General features: G+C 71.1%; 18 protein-coding genes. 11 read left to right on the top strand and 7 right to left on the bottom strand.

Translation table 11 applies throughout. The annotated features are described in order from the left end of the window. Position 1: 1 nt before the first annotated feature. Together ppgK and ACFYW5_RS02810 are read right to left on the bottom strand one after the other, a co-directional pair. Positions 2–745, bottom strand: coding sequence for a polyphosphate--glucose phosphotransferase (ppgK, locus tag ACFYW5_RS02805; RefSeq protein WP_389415132.1), 744 nt, complete (start codon positions 743–745; stop codon positions 2–4). Positions 746–774: 29 nt separating this feature from the next. Next, positions 775–1,785 (bottom strand): 4-hydroxy-3-methylbut-2-enyl diphosphate reductase, encoded by a 1,011-nt coding sequence (locus ACFYW5_RS02810; RefSeq protein ID WP_389415133.1) that lies wholly within the window; start codon positions 1,783–1,785, stop codon positions 775–777. A gap of 63 nt (positions 1,786–1,848) precedes the next feature. Here ACFYW5_RS02810 and ACFYW5_RS02815 point away from each other — a divergent pair, with 63 nt between their 5' ends. The 4 genes from ACFYW5_RS02815 to ACFYW5_RS02830 all read left to right on the top strand — a co-directional run bounded on the left by ACFYW5_RS02815 (position 1,849) and on the right by ACFYW5_RS02830 (position 5,839). Then, the gene (locus ACFYW5_RS02815) at positions 1,849–3,213 is read left to right on the top strand and encodes an APC family permease (protein ID WP_389415134.1); all 1,365 of its coding nucleotides are present in this window, start codon (positions 1,849–1,851) and stop codon (positions 3,211–3,213) included. Positions 3,214–3,672: 459 nt separating this feature from the next. After that, positions 3,673–4,881 (top strand): exodeoxyribonuclease VII large subunit, encoded by a 1,209-nt coding sequence (gene xseA / locus ACFYW5_RS02820; RefSeq protein WP_389415135.1) that lies wholly within the window; start codon positions 3,673–3,675, stop codon positions 4,879–4,881. 9 nt (positions 4,882–4,890) lie between these two features. Further along, entirely contained in the window at positions 4,891–5,115 is a 225-nt protein-coding gene (locus tag ACFYW5_RS02825; RefSeq protein WP_389415136.1) for an exodeoxyribonuclease VII small subunit, read from the top strand. A gap of 133 nt (positions 5,116–5,248) precedes the next feature. Then, positions 5,249–5,839 carry a malonic semialdehyde reductase gene (locus ACFYW5_RS02830; RefSeq protein ID WP_389415137.1) on the top strand — a complete coding sequence of 197 codons (591 nt, stop codon included), beginning with the start codon at positions 5,249–5,251 and terminating at the stop codon, positions 5,837–5,839. Between the two features lie 66 nt (positions 5,840–5,905). Here ACFYW5_RS02830 and ACFYW5_RS02835 read toward each other — a convergent pair whose 3' ends face one another. Then, complete coding sequence (locus ACFYW5_RS02835) at positions 5,906–6,430, bottom strand: DUF4245 domain-containing protein (protein ID WP_389415138.1); 525 nt, start codon at positions 6,428–6,430, stop codon at positions 5,906–5,908. Positions 6,431–6,556: 126 nt separating this feature from the next. Here ACFYW5_RS02835 and glpX point away from each other — a divergent pair, with 126 nt between their 5' ends. Beyond that, positions 6,557–7,591, top strand: a complete 1,035-nt coding sequence (gene glpX, locus ACFYW5_RS02840; protein WP_250077439.1) for a class II fructose-bisphosphatase — start codon at positions 6,557–6,559, stop codon at positions 7,589–7,591. Between the two features lie 105 nt (positions 7,592–7,696). Here glpX and ACFYW5_RS02845 read toward each other — a convergent pair whose 3' ends face one another. Together ACFYW5_RS02845 and ACFYW5_RS02850 are read right to left on the bottom strand one after the other, a co-directional pair. After that, complete coding sequence (locus ACFYW5_RS02845; protein ID WP_389415139.1) at positions 7,697–8,074, bottom strand: WhiB family transcriptional regulator; 378 nt, start codon at positions 8,072–8,074, stop codon at positions 7,697–7,699. Between the two features lie 163 nt (positions 8,075–8,237). Continuing rightward, entirely contained in the window at positions 8,238–8,915 is a 678-nt protein-coding gene (locus ACFYW5_RS02850) for a DUF1707 domain-containing protein (protein WP_389415140.1), read from the bottom strand. A 157-nt stretch (positions 8,916–9,072) separates the two neighbouring features. On the opposite strand from ACFYW5_RS02850, the gene ACFYW5_RS02855 reads away from it, so the two are divergent. Continuing rightward, positions 9,073–10,740, top strand: coding sequence for a fumarate hydratase (locus ACFYW5_RS02855; protein ID WP_389415141.1), 1,668 nt, complete (start codon positions 9,073–9,075; stop codon positions 10,738–10,740). A gap of 288 nt (positions 10,741–11,028) precedes the next feature. On the opposite strand, the gene ACFYW5_RS02860 is transcribed toward ACFYW5_RS02855, so the two are convergent. Next, complete coding sequence (locus ACFYW5_RS02860; protein ID WP_389415142.1) at positions 11,029–11,502, bottom strand: hypothetical protein; 474 nt, start codon at positions 11,500–11,502, stop codon at positions 11,029–11,031. A 143-nt stretch (positions 11,503–11,645) separates the two neighbouring features. Here ACFYW5_RS02860 and ACFYW5_RS02865 point away from each other — a divergent pair, with 143 nt between their 5' ends. The 3 genes from ACFYW5_RS02865 (at position 11,646) to ACFYW5_RS02875 (ending at position 16,161) form a co-directional block, all read left to right on the top strand. Beyond that, positions 11,646–13,043: a class II fumarate hydratase gene (locus ACFYW5_RS02865; RefSeq protein WP_389415143.1), complete on the top strand. Its 1,398-nt coding sequence runs from the start codon at positions 11,646–11,648 to the stop codon at positions 13,041–13,043. A 72-nt stretch (positions 13,044–13,115) separates the two neighbouring features. Further along, on the top strand, positions 13,116–13,808 hold the full coding sequence (locus tag ACFYW5_RS02870; RefSeq protein ID WP_389415144.1) for a DUF402 domain-containing protein: 693 nt from the start codon (positions 13,116–13,118) through the stop codon (positions 13,806–13,808). A gap of 268 nt (positions 13,809–14,076) precedes the next feature. Then, positions 14,077–16,161, top strand: a complete 2,085-nt coding sequence (locus tag ACFYW5_RS02875) for a SpoIIE family protein phosphatase (RefSeq protein WP_389415145.1) — start codon at positions 14,077–14,079, stop codon at positions 16,159–16,161. Positions 16,162–16,242: 81 nt separating this feature from the next. Here the strand turns inward: ACFYW5_RS02875 and ACFYW5_RS02880 are convergent, their stop codons facing one another. Continuing rightward, positions 16,243–18,540, bottom strand: a complete 2,298-nt coding sequence (locus tag ACFYW5_RS02880) for a transglycosylase domain-containing protein (RefSeq protein ID WP_389415146.1) — start codon at positions 18,538–18,540, stop codon at positions 16,243–16,245. Positions 18,541–18,801: 261 nt separating this feature from the next. On the opposite strand from ACFYW5_RS02880, the gene ACFYW5_RS02885 reads away from it, so the two are divergent. Together ACFYW5_RS02885 and ACFYW5_RS02890 are read left to right on the top strand one after the other, a co-directional pair. Then, positions 18,802–19,737, top strand: coding sequence for an SPFH domain-containing protein (locus ACFYW5_RS02885; protein WP_389415147.1), 936 nt, complete (start codon positions 18,802–18,804; stop codon positions 19,735–19,737). Further along, positions 19,734–19,961: a hypothetical protein gene (locus ACFYW5_RS02890; RefSeq protein WP_389415148.1), complete on the top strand. Its 228-nt coding sequence runs from the start codon at positions 19,734–19,736 to the stop codon at positions 19,959–19,961. The genes ACFYW5_RS02885 and ACFYW5_RS02890 overlap by 4 nt, the downstream gene beginning before the upstream one ends. Positions 19,962–20,015: the final 54 nt, after the last annotated feature.

Consider the following 20,015-nt stretch of genomic DNA (forward strand, 5'->3'; position numbering starts at 1 on the left):
CCTACCGCTGCGCCGCCCGCATCGCCGCGCCCACGATGCCGGCGTTGTTCTGCAGCTGGGCCGGGACGATCTCCGCCTTGATGCCCTCGATGTAGTGCAGGAACTTCTGCGACTTACGGCTGACCCCGCCGCCGATGATGAACAGCTCCGGCGAGAACAGCATCTCCACATGGGCGAGGTACTTCTGGACCCGGTGCGCCCAGTGCTCCCACGTCAGCTCGCCGTCCTCCTTGGCCTTGCTGGAGGCCCGCTTCTCCGCGTCATGGCCGTGCAGCTCCAGATGGCCCAGCTCGGTGTTGGGCACCAGGGTGCCGTCCACGAACAGGGCGCTGCCGATGCCGGTGCCGAAGGTGAGCAGGATGACGGTGCCTCTGCGGTCCCGCCCCGCGCCGAACGCGATCTCGGCGACGCCCGCGGCGTCCGCGTCATTGACCACCGTCACCGGCAGGCCGCCCAGACGCTCGCCGAACAACGCGCGCGCGTCGGTGTCGATCCAGCCCTTGTCGACATTGGCCGCCGTACGGATCGTCGCCCCGTCGGTCACCACGCCGGGGAAGGTCAGCCCGACCGGTCCCGTCCAGCCGAAGTGGTCGACGACCTGCTTGACGCCGTCCGCCACCCCGTCGGGCGTCGCCGGATGCGGGGTGAGCACCTTGAAGCGCTCCTCGGCAAGGTCGCCCCTGTCGAGATCCACAGGGGCACCCTTGATTCCGGACCCACCGATGTCCACACCGAAGATCTGCATGGCTCTACGTTACGACGCGGGACCGACAGTCACTCCGGCGAGGTGCCGGTCCGCTCCGCGATCAGGGCCGCGGCCTCCTCGCGCAGATCCCGGCGCAGCTCCTTCGGCAGCGAGAAGGTGATCGACTCCTCGGCCGCCTTCACCAGCTCGACATCGCCGTAGCCCCGCTGGGCGAGCCACTCCAGGACCTCCTCGACGAGGACCTCCGGGACGGAGGCGCCGGAGGTGACGCCGACCGTGGTGACGCCCTCCAGCCAGGCCTCGTCGATCTCGCTCGCGAAGTCCACCAAGTACGCCTCGCGCGAGCCCGCGAGCTTGGCGACCTCGACCAGCCGCTTGGAGTTGGAGGAGTTGCGCGAGCCGACCACGATGACCAGTTCGGCCTCGGCGCCCATCTGCTTCACCGCGAGCTGGCGGTTCTGGGTGGCGTAGCAGATGTCGTCGCTGGGCGGGGAGATGAGCTGGGGGAACTTCTCCTTGAGGGCGTCGACGGTCTCCATCGTCTCGTCCACGCTCAGCGTGGTCTGCGACAGCCACACGACCTTCGACTCGTCGCGGACCTCGACCTTGGCGACGTCCTCGGGGCCGTCGACGAGCTGGATGTGGTCGGGGGCCTCGCCGGAGGTGCCGATGACCTCCTCATGGCCCTCGTGGCCGATCAGGAGGATGTCGTAGTCCTCATCGGCGAAGCGGACGGCTTCCTTGTGGACCTTGGTGACGAGCGGGCAGGTGGCGTCGATGGTGGCGAGCTTGCCGCGGGCGGCCTCCTCGTGGACGACGGGGGCGACGCCGTGCGCCGAGAACATCACGATGTTCCCGGGCGGCACCTCCTCGGTCCGCTCGACGAAGACGGCGCCCTTGCGCTCCAGGGTCTGCACGACGTACTTGTTGTGCACGATCTCGTGCCGGACGTACACCGGGGCCCCGTACTGCTCCAGGGCTTTCTCGACGGCGATCACGGCGCGGTCCACACCCGCGCAGTAGCCACGGGGGGCGGCGAGCAGGACACGGCGGCCAGGCGAAGCAGTCATGCGTCCCATCGTAAGGCCGCGTTCGGCGGGTCAAAGATCGCGCCGGGCAGGACGGCTCTGGACACTGGCGGCATGTCCGACATCGGTACGGCCTCCTCCGCGGCCGAGGCGGAGCCCTCCGCTCTGCGGCGCAGCCTCGGTTTCCGGGACCTGGTGGTCTACGGGCTGCTGTTCATCGCGCCCATGGCCCCGGTCGGCGTGTTCGGCACGCTGGACGCCAGGTCGCACGGGGCGGTCGCGCTCGTCTATCTCGTCGCCACCGTGGCGATGGCGTTCACCGCATTCAGCTACGCGCAGATGGTGCGGGTGGTCCCCCAGGCGGGTTCGGTGTTCGCCTACGCGCGGGCCGGGCTCGGGCCGCGGGCGGGGTTCGTCGCGGGCTGGATGGCGATGCTGGACTATCTGCTGATCCCCGCGGTCGCCTACCTCTTCTCCGGGATCGCCATGGAGGCGCTGGTCCCGGAGGTCTCACGCTGGGTGTGGACGGCGATCGCGGTGGTCCTGACGACGCTGCTGAACCTGTGGGGCGTACGGCCCGCGGCCCGCGTGGGTTTCCTGGTGCTGGCCATGGAGATCGTGGTCCTGCTGGTCTTCGTGGTCTCGGCGGTGGTGGTCCTCGCGCGGGACGGCGCCGAGCGGGGGTGGCTGTCGCCGCTGTCCGGGGACGGCACGCAGGGCGCGTTCGCGCTGTCGGCGGTGCTCGGGGCGGTGTCGATCGCGGTCCTGTCCTACCTCGGCTTCGACGCCATCGCCTCCTTCGCGGAGGAGGTCACCGGGGGTTCGCGGAAGGTGGCGCGGGCGGTCCTGTTCTGCCTGGCGCTCACGGGCGTCCTCTTCGTGGCGCAGACCTACCTGGTGGCGCTGCTGGAACCCCTGTCCTCCGCCCAGCTGGCCGCCGAGCCGGCCCGGCAGGGCTCCGCCTTCTACGACGCCGTCGACGCGTCCGTCGGGACCTGGCTGCACGACCTGGTCGCCGTGAGCAAGGCGATCGGTGCCGCGTTCGCCGCGCTGGCCGGGCAGGCGGCGGCCGGCCGGCTGCTGTTCGCGATGGGCCGGGCCGGACGGCTGCCGCGGGTGCTGGCGCGGACGAACGCGGGGGTCCCGCGGCCTGCCCTGCTCTGCGCGGCCGCGGTCACGCTGGCCGCGGCGCTCTGGGCGGCCCGCCGCGACGACGGCCTGGATCACCTCGTCTCCGTCGTCGACATCGGCGCCCTCACCGCCTTCACCCTGCTGCACGCCAGCGTGGTGGGCTGGTTCGCGGTGCGCCGCCGCGGGGGGCCGGTGGTCTGGTGGCGCCACGTACTGATGCCGGCAGCGGGCGCGGCCATCACGGTCACGGTGATCGCGGAGGCCTCGGGGACGGCTCAGGTGGTGGGCGCGGTCTGGTTGGCGGTGGGGGTGATGGTGCTGGTGGTGCAGCGGGGGCGGGTGGGGTGAGGGTGCGGGGGCTGGATGAGACGCCGGGTGTGGCCTTGAGGGTGGGCGGGGCTGATTGAGGTGGCTCGGTGGGGAACATCGGGGCGGGTGACGGTCACTGGACCGGGAGCGGTCCTGCGAGGTGGGGACCGGTCGCGGCGGGGCGAGGCCCGAGTAACCGCTCAGAGCGGCCATGGTCCGAGGTTCGGCGAGGCCGAGTCGACCAGGGACGGACGAGGGCGCGGACCCTGCCCGCCGTAGGCAAAGAGCGATCCCGCCCCGCGCGACCGCGAGCGGCCCGGTGCGGGAGGGCGCCGGCCGGGGCAGCCGGTGGCCGCCGCCTGAGCAGCAGAGCGACCGCCGCGCCCTCCGCTCAAGGGCGCCACGCCGCACCCCACTTCGCGGGCGCACTCCCGGGGACGAGCCGCCGTACGCGCGAGGACGATTTCGATGTCGGTGCCTGCGGCTACGCTCACGGACATGGCTGCAAACACGTCCGCGGACTCCCCGCTGCCCGTCGGCGAGGTGTCGCGGCTCATCGGGGGCTGGATCGACCGGCTCGGGGCGGTGTGGGTCGAGGGGCAGATCACCCAGCTCTCCCGCCGCCCGGGCGCCGGGGTGGTGTTCCTGACGCTGCGGGATCCGTCGTACGACATCTCCGTGAGCGTCACCTGCTACCGGCAGGTCTTCGACGCCGTGGCGGATGTGGTGAGCGAGGGCGCGCGGGTCGTCGTCCTGGCGAAGCCCGAGTGGTACGCCCCGCGTGGGCAGTTGTCGCTGCGGGCCACCGAGATAAAGCCGGTCGGGGTCGGCGAGCTGCTCGCGCGTCTGGAGCAGTTGAAGAAGGCACTGGCGGCCGAGGGGCTGTTCGCGCCGGAGCGCAAGAAGCCGCTGCCGTTCCTGCCGCAGCTCGTCGGGCTGGTGTGCGGCCGGGCCTCGGCCGCGGAGCGGGACGTCCTGGAGAACGCCCGGCACCGCTGGCCCGCCGTCCGTTTCGAGGTGCGCAATGTCGCCGTGCAGGGTGTGCACGCGGTGCCGCAGGTCGTGCAGGCGGTCAAGGAGCTCGACGAGATCGACGACGTCGACGTGATCATCGTGGCGCGCGGCGGCGGCAGCGTGGAGGACCTGCTGCCGTTCTCCGACGAGCAGCTGGTGCGGACGGTCGCCGCCTGCCGTACGCCGGTGGTCTCCGCGATCGGGCACGAGCCCGACAACCCCCTCCTCGACCATGTCGCCGACCTGCGCGCGTCCACCCCGACCGACGCCGCCAAGAAGGTCGTACCGGACGTGGGCGAGGAGTACGAGCGGGTACGGATGCTCCAGGGGCGGGCCCGGCGCTGTGTCGCGGCCTACCTCGACCGGGAGGAGCGCGGGCTGGCCAATGCGCTGGCCCGGCCGTCGATGGAGGACCCGCACCGGATGATCGACGAGCGCGCCGATCATGTCGCGGCCCTGCTGGACCGCGGCCGCCGCACCCTCGGCCACCTCCTCGACCGCGCCGACTCCGAGCTGACGCACACGCACGCGCGCGTGGTGGCGCTGTCCCCGGCGGCGACCCTGAAGCGGGGGTACGCCGTGCTGCAGAAGGCGGACGGGCATGTCGTCCGGGACCCGGACGAGGTCGGCGGCGACGAGGTGCTGCGGGCGCGGGTCTCCGCGGGTGAGTTCACTGTCCGAGTCGATGCTTAGGGTGAGTGCATGACCAGCAAGGTGGATGAGGCGCTCGGGTACGAGCAGGCGCGGGACGAGCTGATCGAGGTCGTACGGCGGCTGGAGGCGGGCGGTACGACGCTGGAGGAGTCCCTGGCGCTGTGGGAGCGCGGGGAGGAGCTGGCCAAGGTGTGCCGGCGCTGGCTGGACGGGGCGCGGGCGCGGCTCGACGCTGCACTGGCGGCCGAGGAGGAGGCGACGGAGGAAGAGTGATCTCCTTCCCTGCCTGTGAAGCGGATCACCCCCTACCCCTCTTTTGTTGAACGTTGAACTTCACTCGCCTATGGTCGACGTGTCAGCTGATCCCTCGCACGGATCCGACGCGCCACCCCGAGAAGGTTCACCCATGTCTCTCGTTCTTGACCCCGCCGCCCAGGACCTGCTGTTCCGCGAGGCCCGCACCGCGAACACCTTCACCGACGAGCCGGTGACCGACGAGCAGGTCCAGGCGATCTACGACCTGGTCAAGTACGGCCCCACCGCTTTCAACCAGTCGCCGCTGCGCGTCACCCTGGTCCGCTCCCCCGAGGCCCGCGAGCGTCTGGTCCAGCACCTGGCCGAGGGCAACCAGGCCAAGACCGCCGCCGCCCCGCTGGTCGCGATCCTCGCCGCGGACAACGAGTTCCACGACGAACTGCCGCGACTCCTCCCGCACTTCCCGCAGGCCAAGGACGCCTTCTTCACCGAGCGCCCGGTCCGCGAGGGCTCCGCCGCGCTCAACGCCGCCCTCCAGGCCGCGTACTTCATCATCGGCGTCCGCGCCGCGGGCCTGGCCGCCGGCCCGATGACCGGTCTGGACTTCGAGGGCGTCCGCAAGGAGTTCCTGGACGACGACCACACCCCGCTGATGGTGGTCAACATCGGCAAGCCGGGCCCCGACGCCTGGTTCCCCCGCTCCCCGCGGCTGTCGTACGACGAGGTCATCACGACCGTCTGAGCACGACCCACGAGGAAGGCTCCCGGCAGCGCGCCGGGGGCCTTCGTCATGCGCGTGCGGCCGGGCCTAGTCCGCCTTCAGCGCGCCCGCCATCTCCGCCAGCTGCGCGAACGAGCCGGTGCCCGCCACGACCGTCGTCGAGCCGTCCCCGTCAAGCACCAGCGCGTCGTAGCGGCCGCCGGTCCAGCGGGTCCACGTCTCGCCGTCGATCTCCTGGGTGGCCTTCGTCGCGCGTCCGCCCTGGGTGGCGTCGTCGAGGAACGGCTTCACCTTCCGCGCCGCCGACTGCCGGACCTGGACGTACTCCCCGTCCGGGGCGTGGAAGCCGAGGTGCCAGGCGTCGGACTGGTCGCCCCGGAACCACACCGAGGTCGCCTTCCACTCCTCGGCCAGCCCCTCGGGGGCGGCCACGGGGTAGGACGCCGCGCGGCGCGCGGTGAGCAGCTCCACCCGGTAGTCGACCCGCTTGAGGTCCGGGGCGGACTCCTCGTGCGGGATGAAGAGGTACACGACCCCCGCCGCGAGGATGGTCACCGCGAGGGAGAGGACCATGTTGCGGACCGACTTCTGCTTAGCGTTCGTACCTGCCACGCCCCTATCGTCGCAGGTGCCCGGTCCGCTCATCCGTGGGGCCCCCTGCTCATTCTGCAGGCCTGACGATAGAGTCGTCGGCATCACCCTCATCCGGCCGTCGTCGTATCAGAAAGGTGCGCTCCGATGACCGAACATCATCACTTGCCGTCCGAACTCGATGTCCCCTCCGAGGCCCCCGACCGCAACCTCGCCCTGGAACTCGTCCGGGTCACCGAAGCAGCCGCCATGGCCGCGGGCCGCTGGGTCGGGCGCGGCGACAAGAACGGCGCCGACGGTGCCGCGGTGCGCGCGATGCGCACCCTCGTCTCCACCGTCTCGATGAACGGCGTCGTCGTCATCGGTGAGGGCGAGAAGGACGAGGCGCCGATGCTCTTCAACGGGGAGCGGGTCGGCGACGGCACCGGGCCCGAGGTGGACATCGCCGTCGACCCGATCGACGGCACCACGCTGACCGCCAAGGGCATGCCGAACGCGATCGCCGTCCTCGCGGCCACCGAGCGCGGGGCGATGTTCGACCCGTCGGCCGTCTTCTACATGGACAAGCTGGTCACCGGGCCCGAGGCCGCCGACTTTGTCGACATCAACGCCCCGGTCTCGGTCAACATCCGCCGGGTCGCCAAGGCGAAGCGGTCCACGCCGGAGGACGTCACCGTGGTGATCCTCGACCGGCCCCGGCACGAGGGGATCATCAAGGAGATCCGGGACGCCGGCGCCCGCATCAAGCTGATCTCCGACGGTGACGTCGCGGCGTCGATCTACGCCCTGCGCGAGGGCACCGGCGTCGACATGCTCCTCGGCATCGGCGGTACGCCGGAGGGGATCATCTCGGCCTGTGCCGTGAAGTGTCTCGGCGGCACCATCCAGGGCAAGTTGTGGCCGAAGGACGACGAGGAGCGGCAGCGGGCGATCGACGCCGGGCACGATCTCGACCGGGTGCTGACGACCGAGGACCTCGTCCAGGGTGAGAACGTGTTCTTCGTCGCCACCGGCATCACCGACGGTGAGCTGCTCCGGGGCGTGCGGTACCGGGCGGACTCCGCGGTCACCGAGTCGATCGTGATGCGGTCCAAGTCCGGGACGGTGCGGCGGATCGACTCCGAGCACCGGCTGAGCAAGCTGCGGGCGTACAGCGCGATCGACTTCGACCGGGCCAAGTAACGGACCAAGCAGCGCGGCCAAGCAACAGGCCGAGCTGCGAGGCCGGTCAGCGGCCCATGGGCGCCCCCGGTGCGGAGGGGGCGCCTTTTCCCTGCCCTGTGCGGCTCAGCCGGCCTGGGCTATGCGGCCCGTCGCCCTCGCCGCCTTCTTCAGTTCGAGGTCGCGGCGCCTGCGGCGGGCCAGCACCACGCGGCGTTCCGCCGCGGTGAGGCCGCCCCAGACCCCGTAGGGCTCGGGCTGGAGGAGGGCGTGTTCGCGGCATTCGACCATGACCGGGCAGCGCGCGCAGACTCGCTTGGCCGCCTCCTCGCGGGAGAGCCGGGCCGCGGTGGGCTCCTTGGAAGGGGCGAAGAACAGGCCGGCCTCGTCGCGCCGGCACACCGCCTCGGTGTGCCAGGGCGCGTCTTGATCCCTGTCTCGCACTGGCTCCCGCTGGGCCGGAACGGCAGCGACATGCAGGGACGAATGCGGCGGTTGCAGCACGGTCTACTCCTGACGACGGCTTCGCGAGCGAGAGACGATGCAGCAAGGTCTACCCGCTGTGCGCGCGCCTATGCAGGCAGTTCCGAAGCGCTGGATTCCGGGGGCTCCTGCGCGACCGGATGAGCGGACCGGTTGATTTCGGTTGCCCTCGGATTTGCGTCTGTCAATGATTCAGATGCTTGCGCAAACTCTTCCCGACCTTGGCGTGGACCCGGTCGAGGATGTCGGTGACCAGCTTGCCGCGCCGGGGCCTGGCCTCGATGCTGCCCAGTACGGCCCACCCGTCGACGTAGACCACGGGCGCCGCCGCGTCCTCGGCGTCCAGCGTGTCCACCTCGAAGCTGCCGAGGACGCCGCCGCCGGTGCCGCGCAGCGACACGTTCTCCGGGACGCGGATCTCGACGCTGCCGAAGACCGAGATCGCCTTGACCACGACCTGCTGGTACTCGAAGAGCGCCTCGCTGAGGTCGATCTCCACGCTGCCGAAGATCGCGTACGCGTGGATCCGGCGCCCGGCGCGCCAACGGCCCTTGCGGACGGCGCTGCTGAAGATCGCGACTGCGGTGTCGTCGGGGTCGGTGGGGAGGTTGGCGGGGCGGCTCGGGATGTGGGCGTACGAGGCCGCCGGCCGGGGACCGTGGGCCGCGGGCAGGTCCTTGATGAAGACCTCCAGCTCGCCCACCGTCTTGGCGGCCAGCACCCCTTCCACCCGCTCGCTGTGCTCGTCGGGGGTGAGGCGGCCCTCGGCGAGCGCCTCGCGGAGGATGTCCGCGATCCGGTCGCGGTCGGCGTCGGAGGCACGGAGCTCGGCGGCGGGCGCGGTCTGCTTCTGAAGGTCCACGGCAGCAGCGTACCCACTCACGATAGATCGCGACAGTCCCCGTCCGGGTCGAACTGAGCCTTACCTCACAAGCCCGCCTCCGGCGGCAGGTCCTACGCTGGTGGGCGCTGACCGACGGAGGTCGGCCGCCGCATCTGTCGAGTGAGGAATGGGCGACATGCCTGAGTTCGCGTACACCGATCTGCTCCCCATGGGAGAGGACACCACCCCGTACCGGCTGGTGACCTCCGAGGGTGTCTCCACCTTCGAGGCCGACGGGCGGACGTTCCTCAAGGTCGAGCCGGAGGCACTGCGCAAGCTCGCCGCCGAGGCCATCCACGACATCCAGCACTACCTGCGCCCCGCGCACCTGGCTCAGCTGCGGCGGATCATCGACGACCCCGAGGCGTCCAGCAACGACAAGTTCGTCGCCCTGGACCTGCTGAAGAACGCGAACATCGCGGCGGCGGGCGTCCTGCCGATGTGCCAGGACACCGGCACGGCGATCGTGATGGGCAAGCGCGGACAGAACGTGCTGACCGAGGGCGGGGACGAGGAAGCCCTCTCGCGCGGCATCTACGACGCGTACCTGAACCTCAACCTGCGGTACTCGCAGATGGCCCCGCTGACCATGTGGGAGGAGAAGAACACCGGCTCCAACCTCCCCGCGCAGATCGAGCTGTACGCCACCGACGGCGGCGCCTACAAGTTCCTCTTCATGGCGAAGGGCGGCGGCTCCGCCAACAAGTCCTTCCTCTACCAGGAGACGAAGGCCGTCCTGAACGAGGCCTCCATGATGAAGTTCCTGGAGGAGAAGATCCGTTCGCTCGGTACGGCCGCCTGCCCGCCGTACCACCTGGCCATCGTCGTCGGCGGCACCTCCGCCGAGTACGCGCTGAAGACCGCCAAGTACGCCTCCGCGCACTACCTGGACGAGATCCCGGCCGAGGGCTCGCCGCTCGGGCACGGGTTCCGGGACGAGGAGCTGGAGGAGAAGGTCTTCGAGCTGACGCAGAAGATCGGGATCGGCGCGCAGTTCGGCGGCAAGTACTTCTGCCACGACGTGCGCGTGGTCCGGCTGCCGCGGCACGGTGCCTCCTGCCCGGTCGCCATCGCCGTCTCCTGCTCCGCCGACCGCCAGGCGGTCGCGAAGATCACCCCCGAGGGCGTCTTCCTGGAGCAGCTGGAGACCGACCCGGCGCGATTCCTGCCGGACACGACGGACGAGCACCTCGACGACTCGGCGGACGTCGTGAAGATCGACCTGAACCAGCCGATGGAGACGATCCTCGCCGAGCTCACCAAGTACCCGGTGAAGACCCGGCTCTCGCTCACCGGCCCGCTGGTGGTGGCCCGTGACATCGCGCACGCCAAGATCAAGGAGCGGCTGGACGCGGGCGAGGAGATGCCGCAGTACCTGAAGGACCACCCGGTGTACTACGCCGGTCCCGCCAAGACCCCCGAGGGCTACGCGTCGGGCTCCTTCGGCCCGACCACGGCCGGCCGCATGGACTCCTACGTCGAGCAGTTCCAGGCGGCGGGCGGCTCCAAGGTGATGCTGGCCAAGGGCAACCGCAGCAAGCAGGTCACCGACGCCTGCGGCACCCACGGCGGCTTCTACCTCGGCTCCATCGGCGGCCCGGCCGCGCGCCTCGCGCAGGACTGCATCAAGAAGGTCGAGGTCGTCGAGTACGAGGAGCTCGGCATGGAGGCGGTCTGGAAGATCGAGGTCGAGGACTTCCCGGCGTTCATCGTCGTGGACGACAAGGGCAACGACTTCTTCCAGGGTCCCGCTCCGGCGCCGACGTTCACCTCGATTCCGGTGCGGGGGCCTGGGCTGGCGTAGTGCTCGCGGTGCGGCGGGGACGGATCTCGCCCCCGCCGCCCCTACCCGTCCCATCCCCAGGGGCTGCCGCCCCTTCGACCCCGCCCAGGGGCTCCGCCCCCTGGACCCCCGATCGGCCCGAAAGGCGTCGTCCTCAAACGCCGGACGGGCCGAGTGGTGCCGTCGGACGAACAAGTCGAACGACTTCTTCCAGGATCCGGCTCCGCCCCGACGTTCACGTCGATCGCGGTACGGGGGCCGGGGCTGGCGTAACGCCTGAGCAGTGCTCCGCGCCAGGCGGCCCGTCGGTCAGGTCAGGTCGAAGTCCAGGCGCTGGTAGTCCCCGTCGTCCGTGAAGCTGATCTGGCCGCTCGCGCCGCGGTAGTCGCCGGTTCCGCCGGTGACGGACGCGTCGAAGGCGGGCAGCTCGGCCGACTCGTCCAGCGGGACCGTCATGAGGACCTGGGCGGTGATCTGGCCGCCGGACAGGACGAAGGTGCCGAGGCACTGGATGTCCATGGGGTCGCCGGTGCGGACGACCGTGCAGGCGACGCCGTCCCGGCCCACCTTGTCGCCGCCCTTCTCCCCGTAGAGGTCGTCGGCGAAGGAGAAGGTGTCGCCGACCTCGGGCGCCTGCTGCTGCTCCTCCTCGTCGCCCGCGACCTCCCGGGCGTAGAGGGTGAAGTCGTCCTGCTGCGCCGCCGCGGGAGCCGCCATGACGAGGGCGGTCGCCGCCGCCAGACCGGTGCCGAGCGCGCCGAGCGTCCTGATGCTGCGGAGCATGTCGTGCCTCCCGTGGGGTGCCGGGCCCCCCTGCGTTCCTTCATTGTCCGCCCCTGCCCCTCCCGCCGCGCGCCGTGACGATCAGCGCCGACGGGGAACAGGTGACATGTCCGGGGCGCTGTGCCAGGTGGAGGTGATCGGCAGTGGCCGACGAAGAGCAGAGCTATCGCATCGAGCACGACTCCATGGGCGAGGTGCGGGTGCCCGCCCACGCCAAGTGGCGGGCCCAGACCCAGCGTGCCGTGGAGAACTTCCCGGTGTCCGGGCAGCGGATCGAGCGGGCGCACATCGAGGCGCTGGCGCGGATCAAGGGCGCCGCGGCGAAGGTGAACGCCGAGCTGGGCGTGGTCGACAAGGACGTGGCCGAGGCGATCCAGCGGGCCGCCGCCGAGGTCGCGGACGGGACGTGGGACGAGCACTTCCCTGTCGACGTCTTCCAGACCGGCTCGGGCACCTCGTCCAACATGAACGCCAACGAGGTCATCGCCACGCTCGCGAGCGAACGGCTCGGCCGGGACGTACACCCCAATGACCATGTGAACGCGTCGCAGTCGTCCAACGACGTCTTCCCGTCCTCCATCCACATCGCCGCCACCGCCGCCGTCACCCGTGATCTGATCCCGGCGCTCCGGCACCTCGGCGACTCCCTCGCCCGCAAGGCGGAGGAGTTCGCGGACGTCGTGAAGTCCGGGCGCACCCATCTCATGGATGCCACGCCGGTCACGATGGGGCAGGAGTTCGGCGGGTACGCCGCCCAGGTCCGGTACGGGATCGAGCGGCTGGAGGCCTCCCTCCCCCGGCTGGCCGAGCTGCCGCTGGGCGGCACCGCGGTCGGCACCGGCATCAACACCCCGCCCGGTTTCTCCGCCGCCGTCATCGAGGAGGTCGCCCGGGCCACGGGGCTGGCGCTCACCGAGGCGCGCGACCACTTCGAGGCGCAGGGCGCGCGGGACGGCGTGGTGGAGATCAGCGGGCAGCTGCGGACCATCGCGGTCGGGCTCACGAAGATCGCCAATGATCTGCGGTGGATGGCCTCCGGGCCGCGCACCGGGCTGGCGGAGATCTCGCTGCCCGATCTACAGCCCGGCTCCTCGATCATGCCGGGGAAGGTCAATCCGGTCATCCCGGAGGCGGTGCTGATGGTCGCCGCACAGGTCACCGGGAACGACGCCACCGTCGCCACCGCGGGGGCCGCGGGCAACTTCGAGCTCAATGTGATGCTCCCGGTCATCGCGAAGAACGTCCTGGAATCGATCCGGCTGCTCGCCAACGTCTCCCGGCTGCTCGCCGACCGGACGGTCGACGGCATCGTCGCGCACCGTGAACGGGCCCGCGAGTACGCCGAGTCATCACCGTCCGTGGTCACGCCGCTGAACAAGTACATCGGGTACGAGGAGGCCGCCAAGGTCGCCAAGAAGGCGCTCGCGCAGCGCCGGACGATCCGTCAAGTCGTGCTGGAGGGCGGGTATGTGGAGCGCGGCGACCTGACCCTGGCTGAGCTGGACGAAGCGCTGGATGTCCTGCGGATGACGCGCCCGTGACGATCGGCGCCGGGCGCGCGGACGGTGACGTTCGCCGCAGCGGCGGCAGTCGGTGACACCTACTATCTGTGCATGGCGGACGGTGGAGCGATGACGACGGTGGAAGCGGGCGGCACTACGGCGCACTGGGCGCCCGGCAGTCACATTCTGTGGCGGTACCGGGAGAACGGCGGCCCACGCTTCCACATCGTGCGTCCGGTGACCGTCGTACGGGACGATCCGGAGCTGCTCGCCGTATGGCTGGCGCCCGGGACCGCGTGTCTCAAGCCCGCGCTGGCGGACGGCACCCCCGTGCACGAGGAGCCCCTGCGGTCGCGCTACACCAAGCCGCGTACGGTGCAGCGGGACCGCTGGTTCGGCACCGGGGTGCTGAAACTGGCCAGACCCGGGCAGCCGTGGTCGGTGTGGCTGTTCTGGGATGCGGGCTGGCGGTTCAAGAACTGGTACGTGAACCTGGAGGAACCGCTGGTCCGCCGGCCGGGCGGGGTGGATTCCGAGGACCACTTCCTGGACATCTGTGTGTACCCTGACCGGACTTGGGGCTGGCGCGACGAGGACGAGTTCGCGCAGGCCCAGCAGGACGGCCTGATGGACGCCCGCACCGCCGAACGGGTCCGGGAGGCCGGGCGTGCCGCGGTGGAGGTGATCCGCGCCTGGGGGTCACCGTTCTCGGACGGCTGGCAACACTGGCGCCCGAACCCGTCCTGGGCTGTACCGTCACTGCCGGAGGACGCAGGACGTACGCCCGCGCACATGTCCTCATGAGACCCTTGATGCGCCCCCGGGCATGAAACGTAGGATCGTCCTCCGCAAGGGCGCGCGGTGGCAACTACCGGAGCGTGCACTGGGCTTGACCGATCGTCACCGAGGGGCGGCTGGACGTGAGCGAGGGGTACGAGGGCAACACCCGGCCGGGCGGCGCACAGCCCGCCGGTGGCACAGGAACTGCCTCCGGCCACGCGGGAATTCCGTTCCTGGGGCAGGTATTGCGGGTATCGGGACTTCGGCGGGACGAACAACACGCCCCGGACGGATGGATGCGACACGCGTGACGGAGCAGCCGACCTCGTTCGAGCGCCCCCCGGGCGCCGACCCCGCGGATCCCCGCGGGGCGCTCCTGCGTACCCCGACCCCGTCCCGCGCGCCCGGCGCCGCCGCGTTACCGGCGCAGGCCCGCACCGGAGAACCGCCCTCCACCCCGGGCACCACCGCCCCGTCCGGCAACGACAAGGCCCCCGTGAGCAACGGTCCCGAGCATGCGCAGCCCTCCGCCGCCGCGGAGGCCGACACCCACCGCCCCCGGCCGGTCCCGGAGGGCATCCCGGCCCAGCCGAGCAGCGCGCCGGCCCCGGAGGAGCGCCGCAGCGGGCAGGGAGTGCCGCCGGGCCGTCCCACGCCGATGCGGCGGGACGGGGACCGGCTGCGGTTCGTGGGCGCCGCGACCCGGCGGATCGCCCGCGGCATCGACCTCGACGAGATCGTGATGGGGCTGTGCCGGGCGACCGTGCCGACGTTCTCGGACGCGATCCTGGTCTACCTCCGCGACCCGCTGCCGGTCGGCGACGAGCGGCCCACCGGGCCCGTCGTGCTGCGGCTGCGCCGCACCGACCGGATACCGGAGGAGCGGGACACCGACGGCGGTTTCCTGCCCGCGCAGGGCGTGCCGGAGCCGACCGAGCTGGCCGAACTGTCCGCCGGAACCGCCGAGTTGTGCGAGGTACGGCCCGGCGGCGCGCTCGCCGAAGTACTGCGCGGGGTCCGTCCGGTGTTCGCCGACGCGCCCGCGGCCAGCGCCGCGCTGCCCGAACTCCTCGGTGACGACGGGGATCTGGTGGTCCCCACCGGCCAGCGCGCGATCCTCGCGCCGCTGCGCGGCCGGCGCCGGGTGATCGGCGCGGCGATCTTCCTGCGCCGCCCCGAGCGCGTCGCCTTCGAGGCGGACGACCTTCTGGTCGCCGCCCAGCTCGCCACGCACAGCGCGCTCGGCATCGACAAGGCGGTGCTGTACGGCCGTGAGGCGTACATCGCGGACGAGCTGCAGCGCACGATGCTGCCCGAGACCCTCCCCCGGCCGACCGGCGTACGGCTCGCGTCCCGCTATCTGCCGGCCGCCGAGACCGCGCGGGTGGGCGGCGACTGGTACGACGCGATCCCGCTGCCGGGCAGCCGGGTGGCGCTGGTGGTGGGCGATGTCATGGGGCATTCCATGACCTCCGCCGCGATCATGGGGCAGTTGCGGACCACGGCCCAGACGCTCGCGGGCCTGGACCTGCCGCCGCAGGAGGTGCTGCACCACCTCGACGAGCAGGCCCAGCGGCTCGGCACGGACCGCATGGCGACCTGTCTGTACGCCGTGTACGACCCGGTCGCGCATCGCATCACGATCGCCAACGCCGGTCATCCGCCGCCGGTCCTGCTGCACTTGGGCGGCCGGGCCGAGGTGCTGCGGGTGCCGCCGGGCGCGCCGATCGGGGTCGGCGGGGTCGACTTCGAGGCGGTGGAGCTGGACGCGCCGGCCGGCGCCACCCTGCTGCTGTACACCGACGGTCTGGTGGAGTCGCGGCTGCGGGACGTGTGGACCGGGATAGAGCAACTGCGCGAGAAGCTCGCCGCGACCGCCCAGCTGACCGGGCCGGATCATCCGCCGCCGCTGGAGGCGCTGTGCGACGAGGTGCTGGACATGCTCGGCCCCGGTGACCGGGACGACGACATCGCGCTGCTCGCCGCCCGCTTCGACGGGATCGCGCCGAGCGATGTGGCGTACTGGTACCTGGAGCCGGAGGACGCGGCGCCCGGGCGGGCGCGGCGGCTGGCCCGGCGGGCACTGTCCCGGTGGGGGCTCGAGGACATGTCCGACTCGGTGGAGCTGCTGGTGAGCGAGGTCGTCACCAACGCGGTGCGGTACACGTCCCGGCCGGTCACGCTGCGGCTGCTGCGCACGGATGTGCTGCGGTGCGAGGTGGGCGACGACGTGCCGCAGCTGCCCCGGCTCCGGCAGGCCCGCGCGACGGACGAGGGCGGCCGGGGGCTGTATCTCGTCAACAAGCTGGCCCGCCGGTGGGGGGCCACCCGGCTCAGCACCGGCAAGGTGGTGTGGTTCGAGCTCAACCGCAGCTGAACGCCGCGGACGGTACGACGAAGGGCGCCCGGTGCGGACCGGGCGCCCTTTCGCCGTTCGTGCCGTTGTCGCCCGTACGCGCTACTCGTCCTCGTCCTCGCCCGGTTCCGCCGGGTCCTCGGGGATCTCGTCCGTCGGCGGTGTCGTGGTCGGCACGGCCGTCGTGGGTTCGTCCGTCGGCTCTTCGGTCGTCGGGGTGCCGGTCGGCGTCTGCGTCGGGGTCTTCGAGGGGGCCTGGGTCGTCGGGGCCTGGGTGGTGGGCTCCTGCGTGGGGGTGCGGCTCGGCTCTGGGGTCGGCGTCGGCGTCCAGGTCGGCTCCACCGCCGCGCCCTGGTCGGTGTCGAGGTCGAACTCGGCGTCCGGGTCCGTCACGCCGAAGGTGTACGCCGCCCAGATCGACGCCGGCAGGCCGCCGCCGTTGACCCGGCCGGTGCCGGGCAGGGTGCCCGTCGCGCCCTTCATGTTGACCTGGGCTTGCGTCTTGGCGTCCTCGCCGAACATGCCGACCGCGGTCACCAGGTCCGGCGTATAACCGGTGAACCAGGCCGACCTGCCGAAGTCGGAGGTACCCGTCTTGCCGGCGACCTGCTGGCCGTTCCGGGCCGGGTTGTCGCGCACCGAGCGCCGGGCCGTACCGTCGTCGACCACGCCGGTGAGCACCGAGGTCACGGTGTCGGCGGCCTCGCGGCTGATGACCTGTTCGCCGATCGCGTCGGGCATCTCGACCGTGCGGTTGTGCTGCTCGGCGGACTTGATCAGGGTCGGGGTGACCTGCTTGCCGTGGTTGTCGAGGGTGGCGTAGACCCCGGCCATCTGGAGCGGGCTGGCGCCCATGGTGCCGAGCGTCTGCGCGGGCACCGCCTCCAGACCGTCGTCCATGCCGAGTTCGGCGGCGGTGTCCATCACCTCGTCCATGCCGACGTCCACGCCCATCTGCGCGAACACCGAGTTGACGGACTTGTTCATGGCGGTCTGGACGGTGACATCGCCGTAGTCGACGTCGTCCTCGTTCGGCGGGGCGAAGCCGACCTTCTTGCCGTTCGCGTCCACCACCGGCCGCTTGCTGGTGCCGTCGTAGACCGTGCTCGCGCCGATGGTCTCGCCGTCCTGGGTCTCGGCCCCGTTCTCCAGGGCCGCGGCGAGGATGACCGGCTTGAACGTCGACGCCGGCTGGTAGTCGGTCCGGGTCGCGTTGGAGCGGTAGTGCTTGAAGTAGTCCTCGCCGCCGTACAGGGCGACGATCTTCCCCGTCTTGGGGTCGACGGAGACGGCGCCCGCCTGGATGTCCGCGTCGACGGGACGCTCCTTCGGGTCCAGCTTGCTGGTCAGCTCGGTCTCGACCGCCTTCTCCAGCTGCGCCTGCCGCTTGCGGTCGATGTTCAGGGTGATGGTCCAGCCCTGGCTCTTGACCTGCGTCTCGGCCTCGGAGCGGGAGATGCCCTCCTGCTTCATCAGCTGCTCTTCGAGCTGGTTGTTGGCGAGCTCGACGAGGTAGCCCTTCTGGCCCTCCAGGCCCGCGACGGCCTTGGGCTCCTTGGGCACCGGGAACTCCATCGACTGCCGGTCGGAGGAGTTCAGCCAGCCCTCCTCGACCATGTTGTCGAGGACGTAGTTCCAGCGGGCCCTGACGAGCTCCTTGCCGGTCTCCGAGGCGACCGCCCAGTCGTACTGGCTCGGCGCCTGGAGCAGGGCCGCGAGATACGCGCCCTGCTCGACGCTGAGCTTCTCGGCGTCGACCCGGTAGTAGGCCTGCGCGGCGGCCTGGATGCCGTAGGCGTTGCGGCCGAAGTAGCTGGTGTTGAGGTAGCCCGCGAGGATCTCGTCCTTCGACATCTGGCGGTCCACCTTCAGGGAGATGACCAGTTCCCGCAGCTTGCGGGTGACGGTCTGCTCCTGGGTGAGGTAGTAGTTCTTGACGTACTGCTGGGTGATCGTCGAGCCGCCCTGCGCGCCCTTGCCGCTGACCGTGTTGAGCAGTCCGCGGGCGGTGCCCTTGAAGTCGACGCCGGAGTCCTTGTAGAAGGACTTGTTCTCGGCGGCGACGAAGGCGTTGCGGATCTCCTCGGGCACCTTGGACAGGTCCACGATCTCGCGGTTGACCTTGCCGTCGCGGGCGAGGACCGTGCCGTCGCTGTACTTGTAGACGTTGCTCTGCAGCCGGGCGGCGGCGTTGCCCTGGGGCACCTCCACCATCAGGTACAGCACGATGAAGCCGCCGATGCCGAGCAGGAACAGGCCCAGGAAGGTGCCGAGGATCTTCTTCCAGGTGAAGAACCTGCGTATGCCGCCGGCGCCGGCCGGGCCGGACGAGCGGCGACGCTTGGGCGCCGCGCGGCGGCCACCGCGCTGCCGTGCTCGTCTCTCTTCCGCTCGTCCCATGAGTCCGATCCGCTCCGCTTCGCTCTCGTGTGCACCGATGCCACACAGGTTCGCCGCTCAGGTCAGCTCAGAAAGCTAACACCGTCAGATGTGACAAAGGGCCGCCGATCCGGTCTTTTACGGACGTGAGAATCAGCACCCATCCCTCTGGAACCGACGAGTGACAGGTGCGCAAGGTTGCCTGACTGCGCTAATGTGATATCACTTAGCTAGATGGAAGCTATGCCAGCAGGAAGACCAGAAGGAAGATCCGGGGGACCCATGTCCAACAGCCACACCACCACCGCACCCGACGTACCCGACATGCCCGCGCCGCGGGTGCGCGAGTTCGCCGCGCACAGCATCGGCGGCGGACTCGCGCTGCTGCTCGGCCTGCTCGGGCTCGCCCTCGGCGCGGGCTGCGTCGCCGGCGCCACCACGGTGGACGGGACCGGCGCCAAGGCCGCGCTGATCGCCGGGGGCATCCTGATCGCCCTCGCCGCGTTCCTCGCGATGTGCGGGCTGAACATGGTCGCGCCGGGCGAGGCCCGGGTGGTCCAGCTCTTCGGGCGGTACCGCGGGACGATCCGGCAGGACGGGCTGCGCTGGGTGAACCCGCTCACCTCCCGGGTCAGGATCTCGACCCGGGTCCGCAATCACGAGACGGCGGTCCTCAAGGTCAACGACGCCTACGGCAACCCGATCGAGCTCGCCGCGGTCGTCGTCTGGAGGGTCGAGGACACCGCGCAGGCCAGCTTCGAGGTGGACGACTTCCTGGAGTTCGTCTCCACCCAGACCGAGGCGGCCGTCCGGCACATCGCCATCGAGTACCCCTACGACGCCCATGACGAGGACGGCCTCTCGCTGCGCGGCAACGCCGAGGAGATCACCGAGAAGCTCGCCGCCGAACTGCACGCGCGCGTGGAGGCGGCCGGAGTGCAGATCATCGAGTCGCGCTTCACGCATCTCGCGTACGCCCCCGAGATCGCCTCGGCGATGCTCCAGCGGCAGCAGGCCGGGGCGGTCGTCGCGGCCCGGCGGCAGATCGTGGACGGAGCCGTCGGCATGGTCGAGGCGGCGCTCGCGCGGATCGGCGAGCGGGACATCGTGGAGCTGGACGAGGAGCGCAAGGCGGCGATGGTGTCGAACCTGATGGTGGTGCTGTGCGGTGACCGGGCGCCGCAGCCGGTGCTCAACACGGGGACGCTCTACCAGTGACCGCCTCCCAGGGCCGGCCGCAGCGCAAGCAGGTGCTGCTGCGGTTGGACCCGGCCGTCTACGAGGCACTGGCCCGCTGGGCCGGGGACGACCTGCGCTCGGCCAACGCGCAGATCGAGTTCCTGCTGCGCAAGGCGCTCGCCGAGGCGGGGCGCCTGCCGAGGGAGACGGGGCCGATCCCGCGCCGCGGACGCCCGCCCGCGGGCCCGCCCGAACCTCAGTGACAGAACCGTGACAACAGGCCCCCACCTGGGCGGCCGTACGCCCCGCCAGCGACT

This window comes from Streptomyces sp. NPDC002779 (assembly GCF_042888685.1).
Taxonomy (GTDB): domain Bacteria; phylum Actinomycetota; class Actinomycetes; order Streptomycetales; family Streptomycetaceae; genus Streptomyces.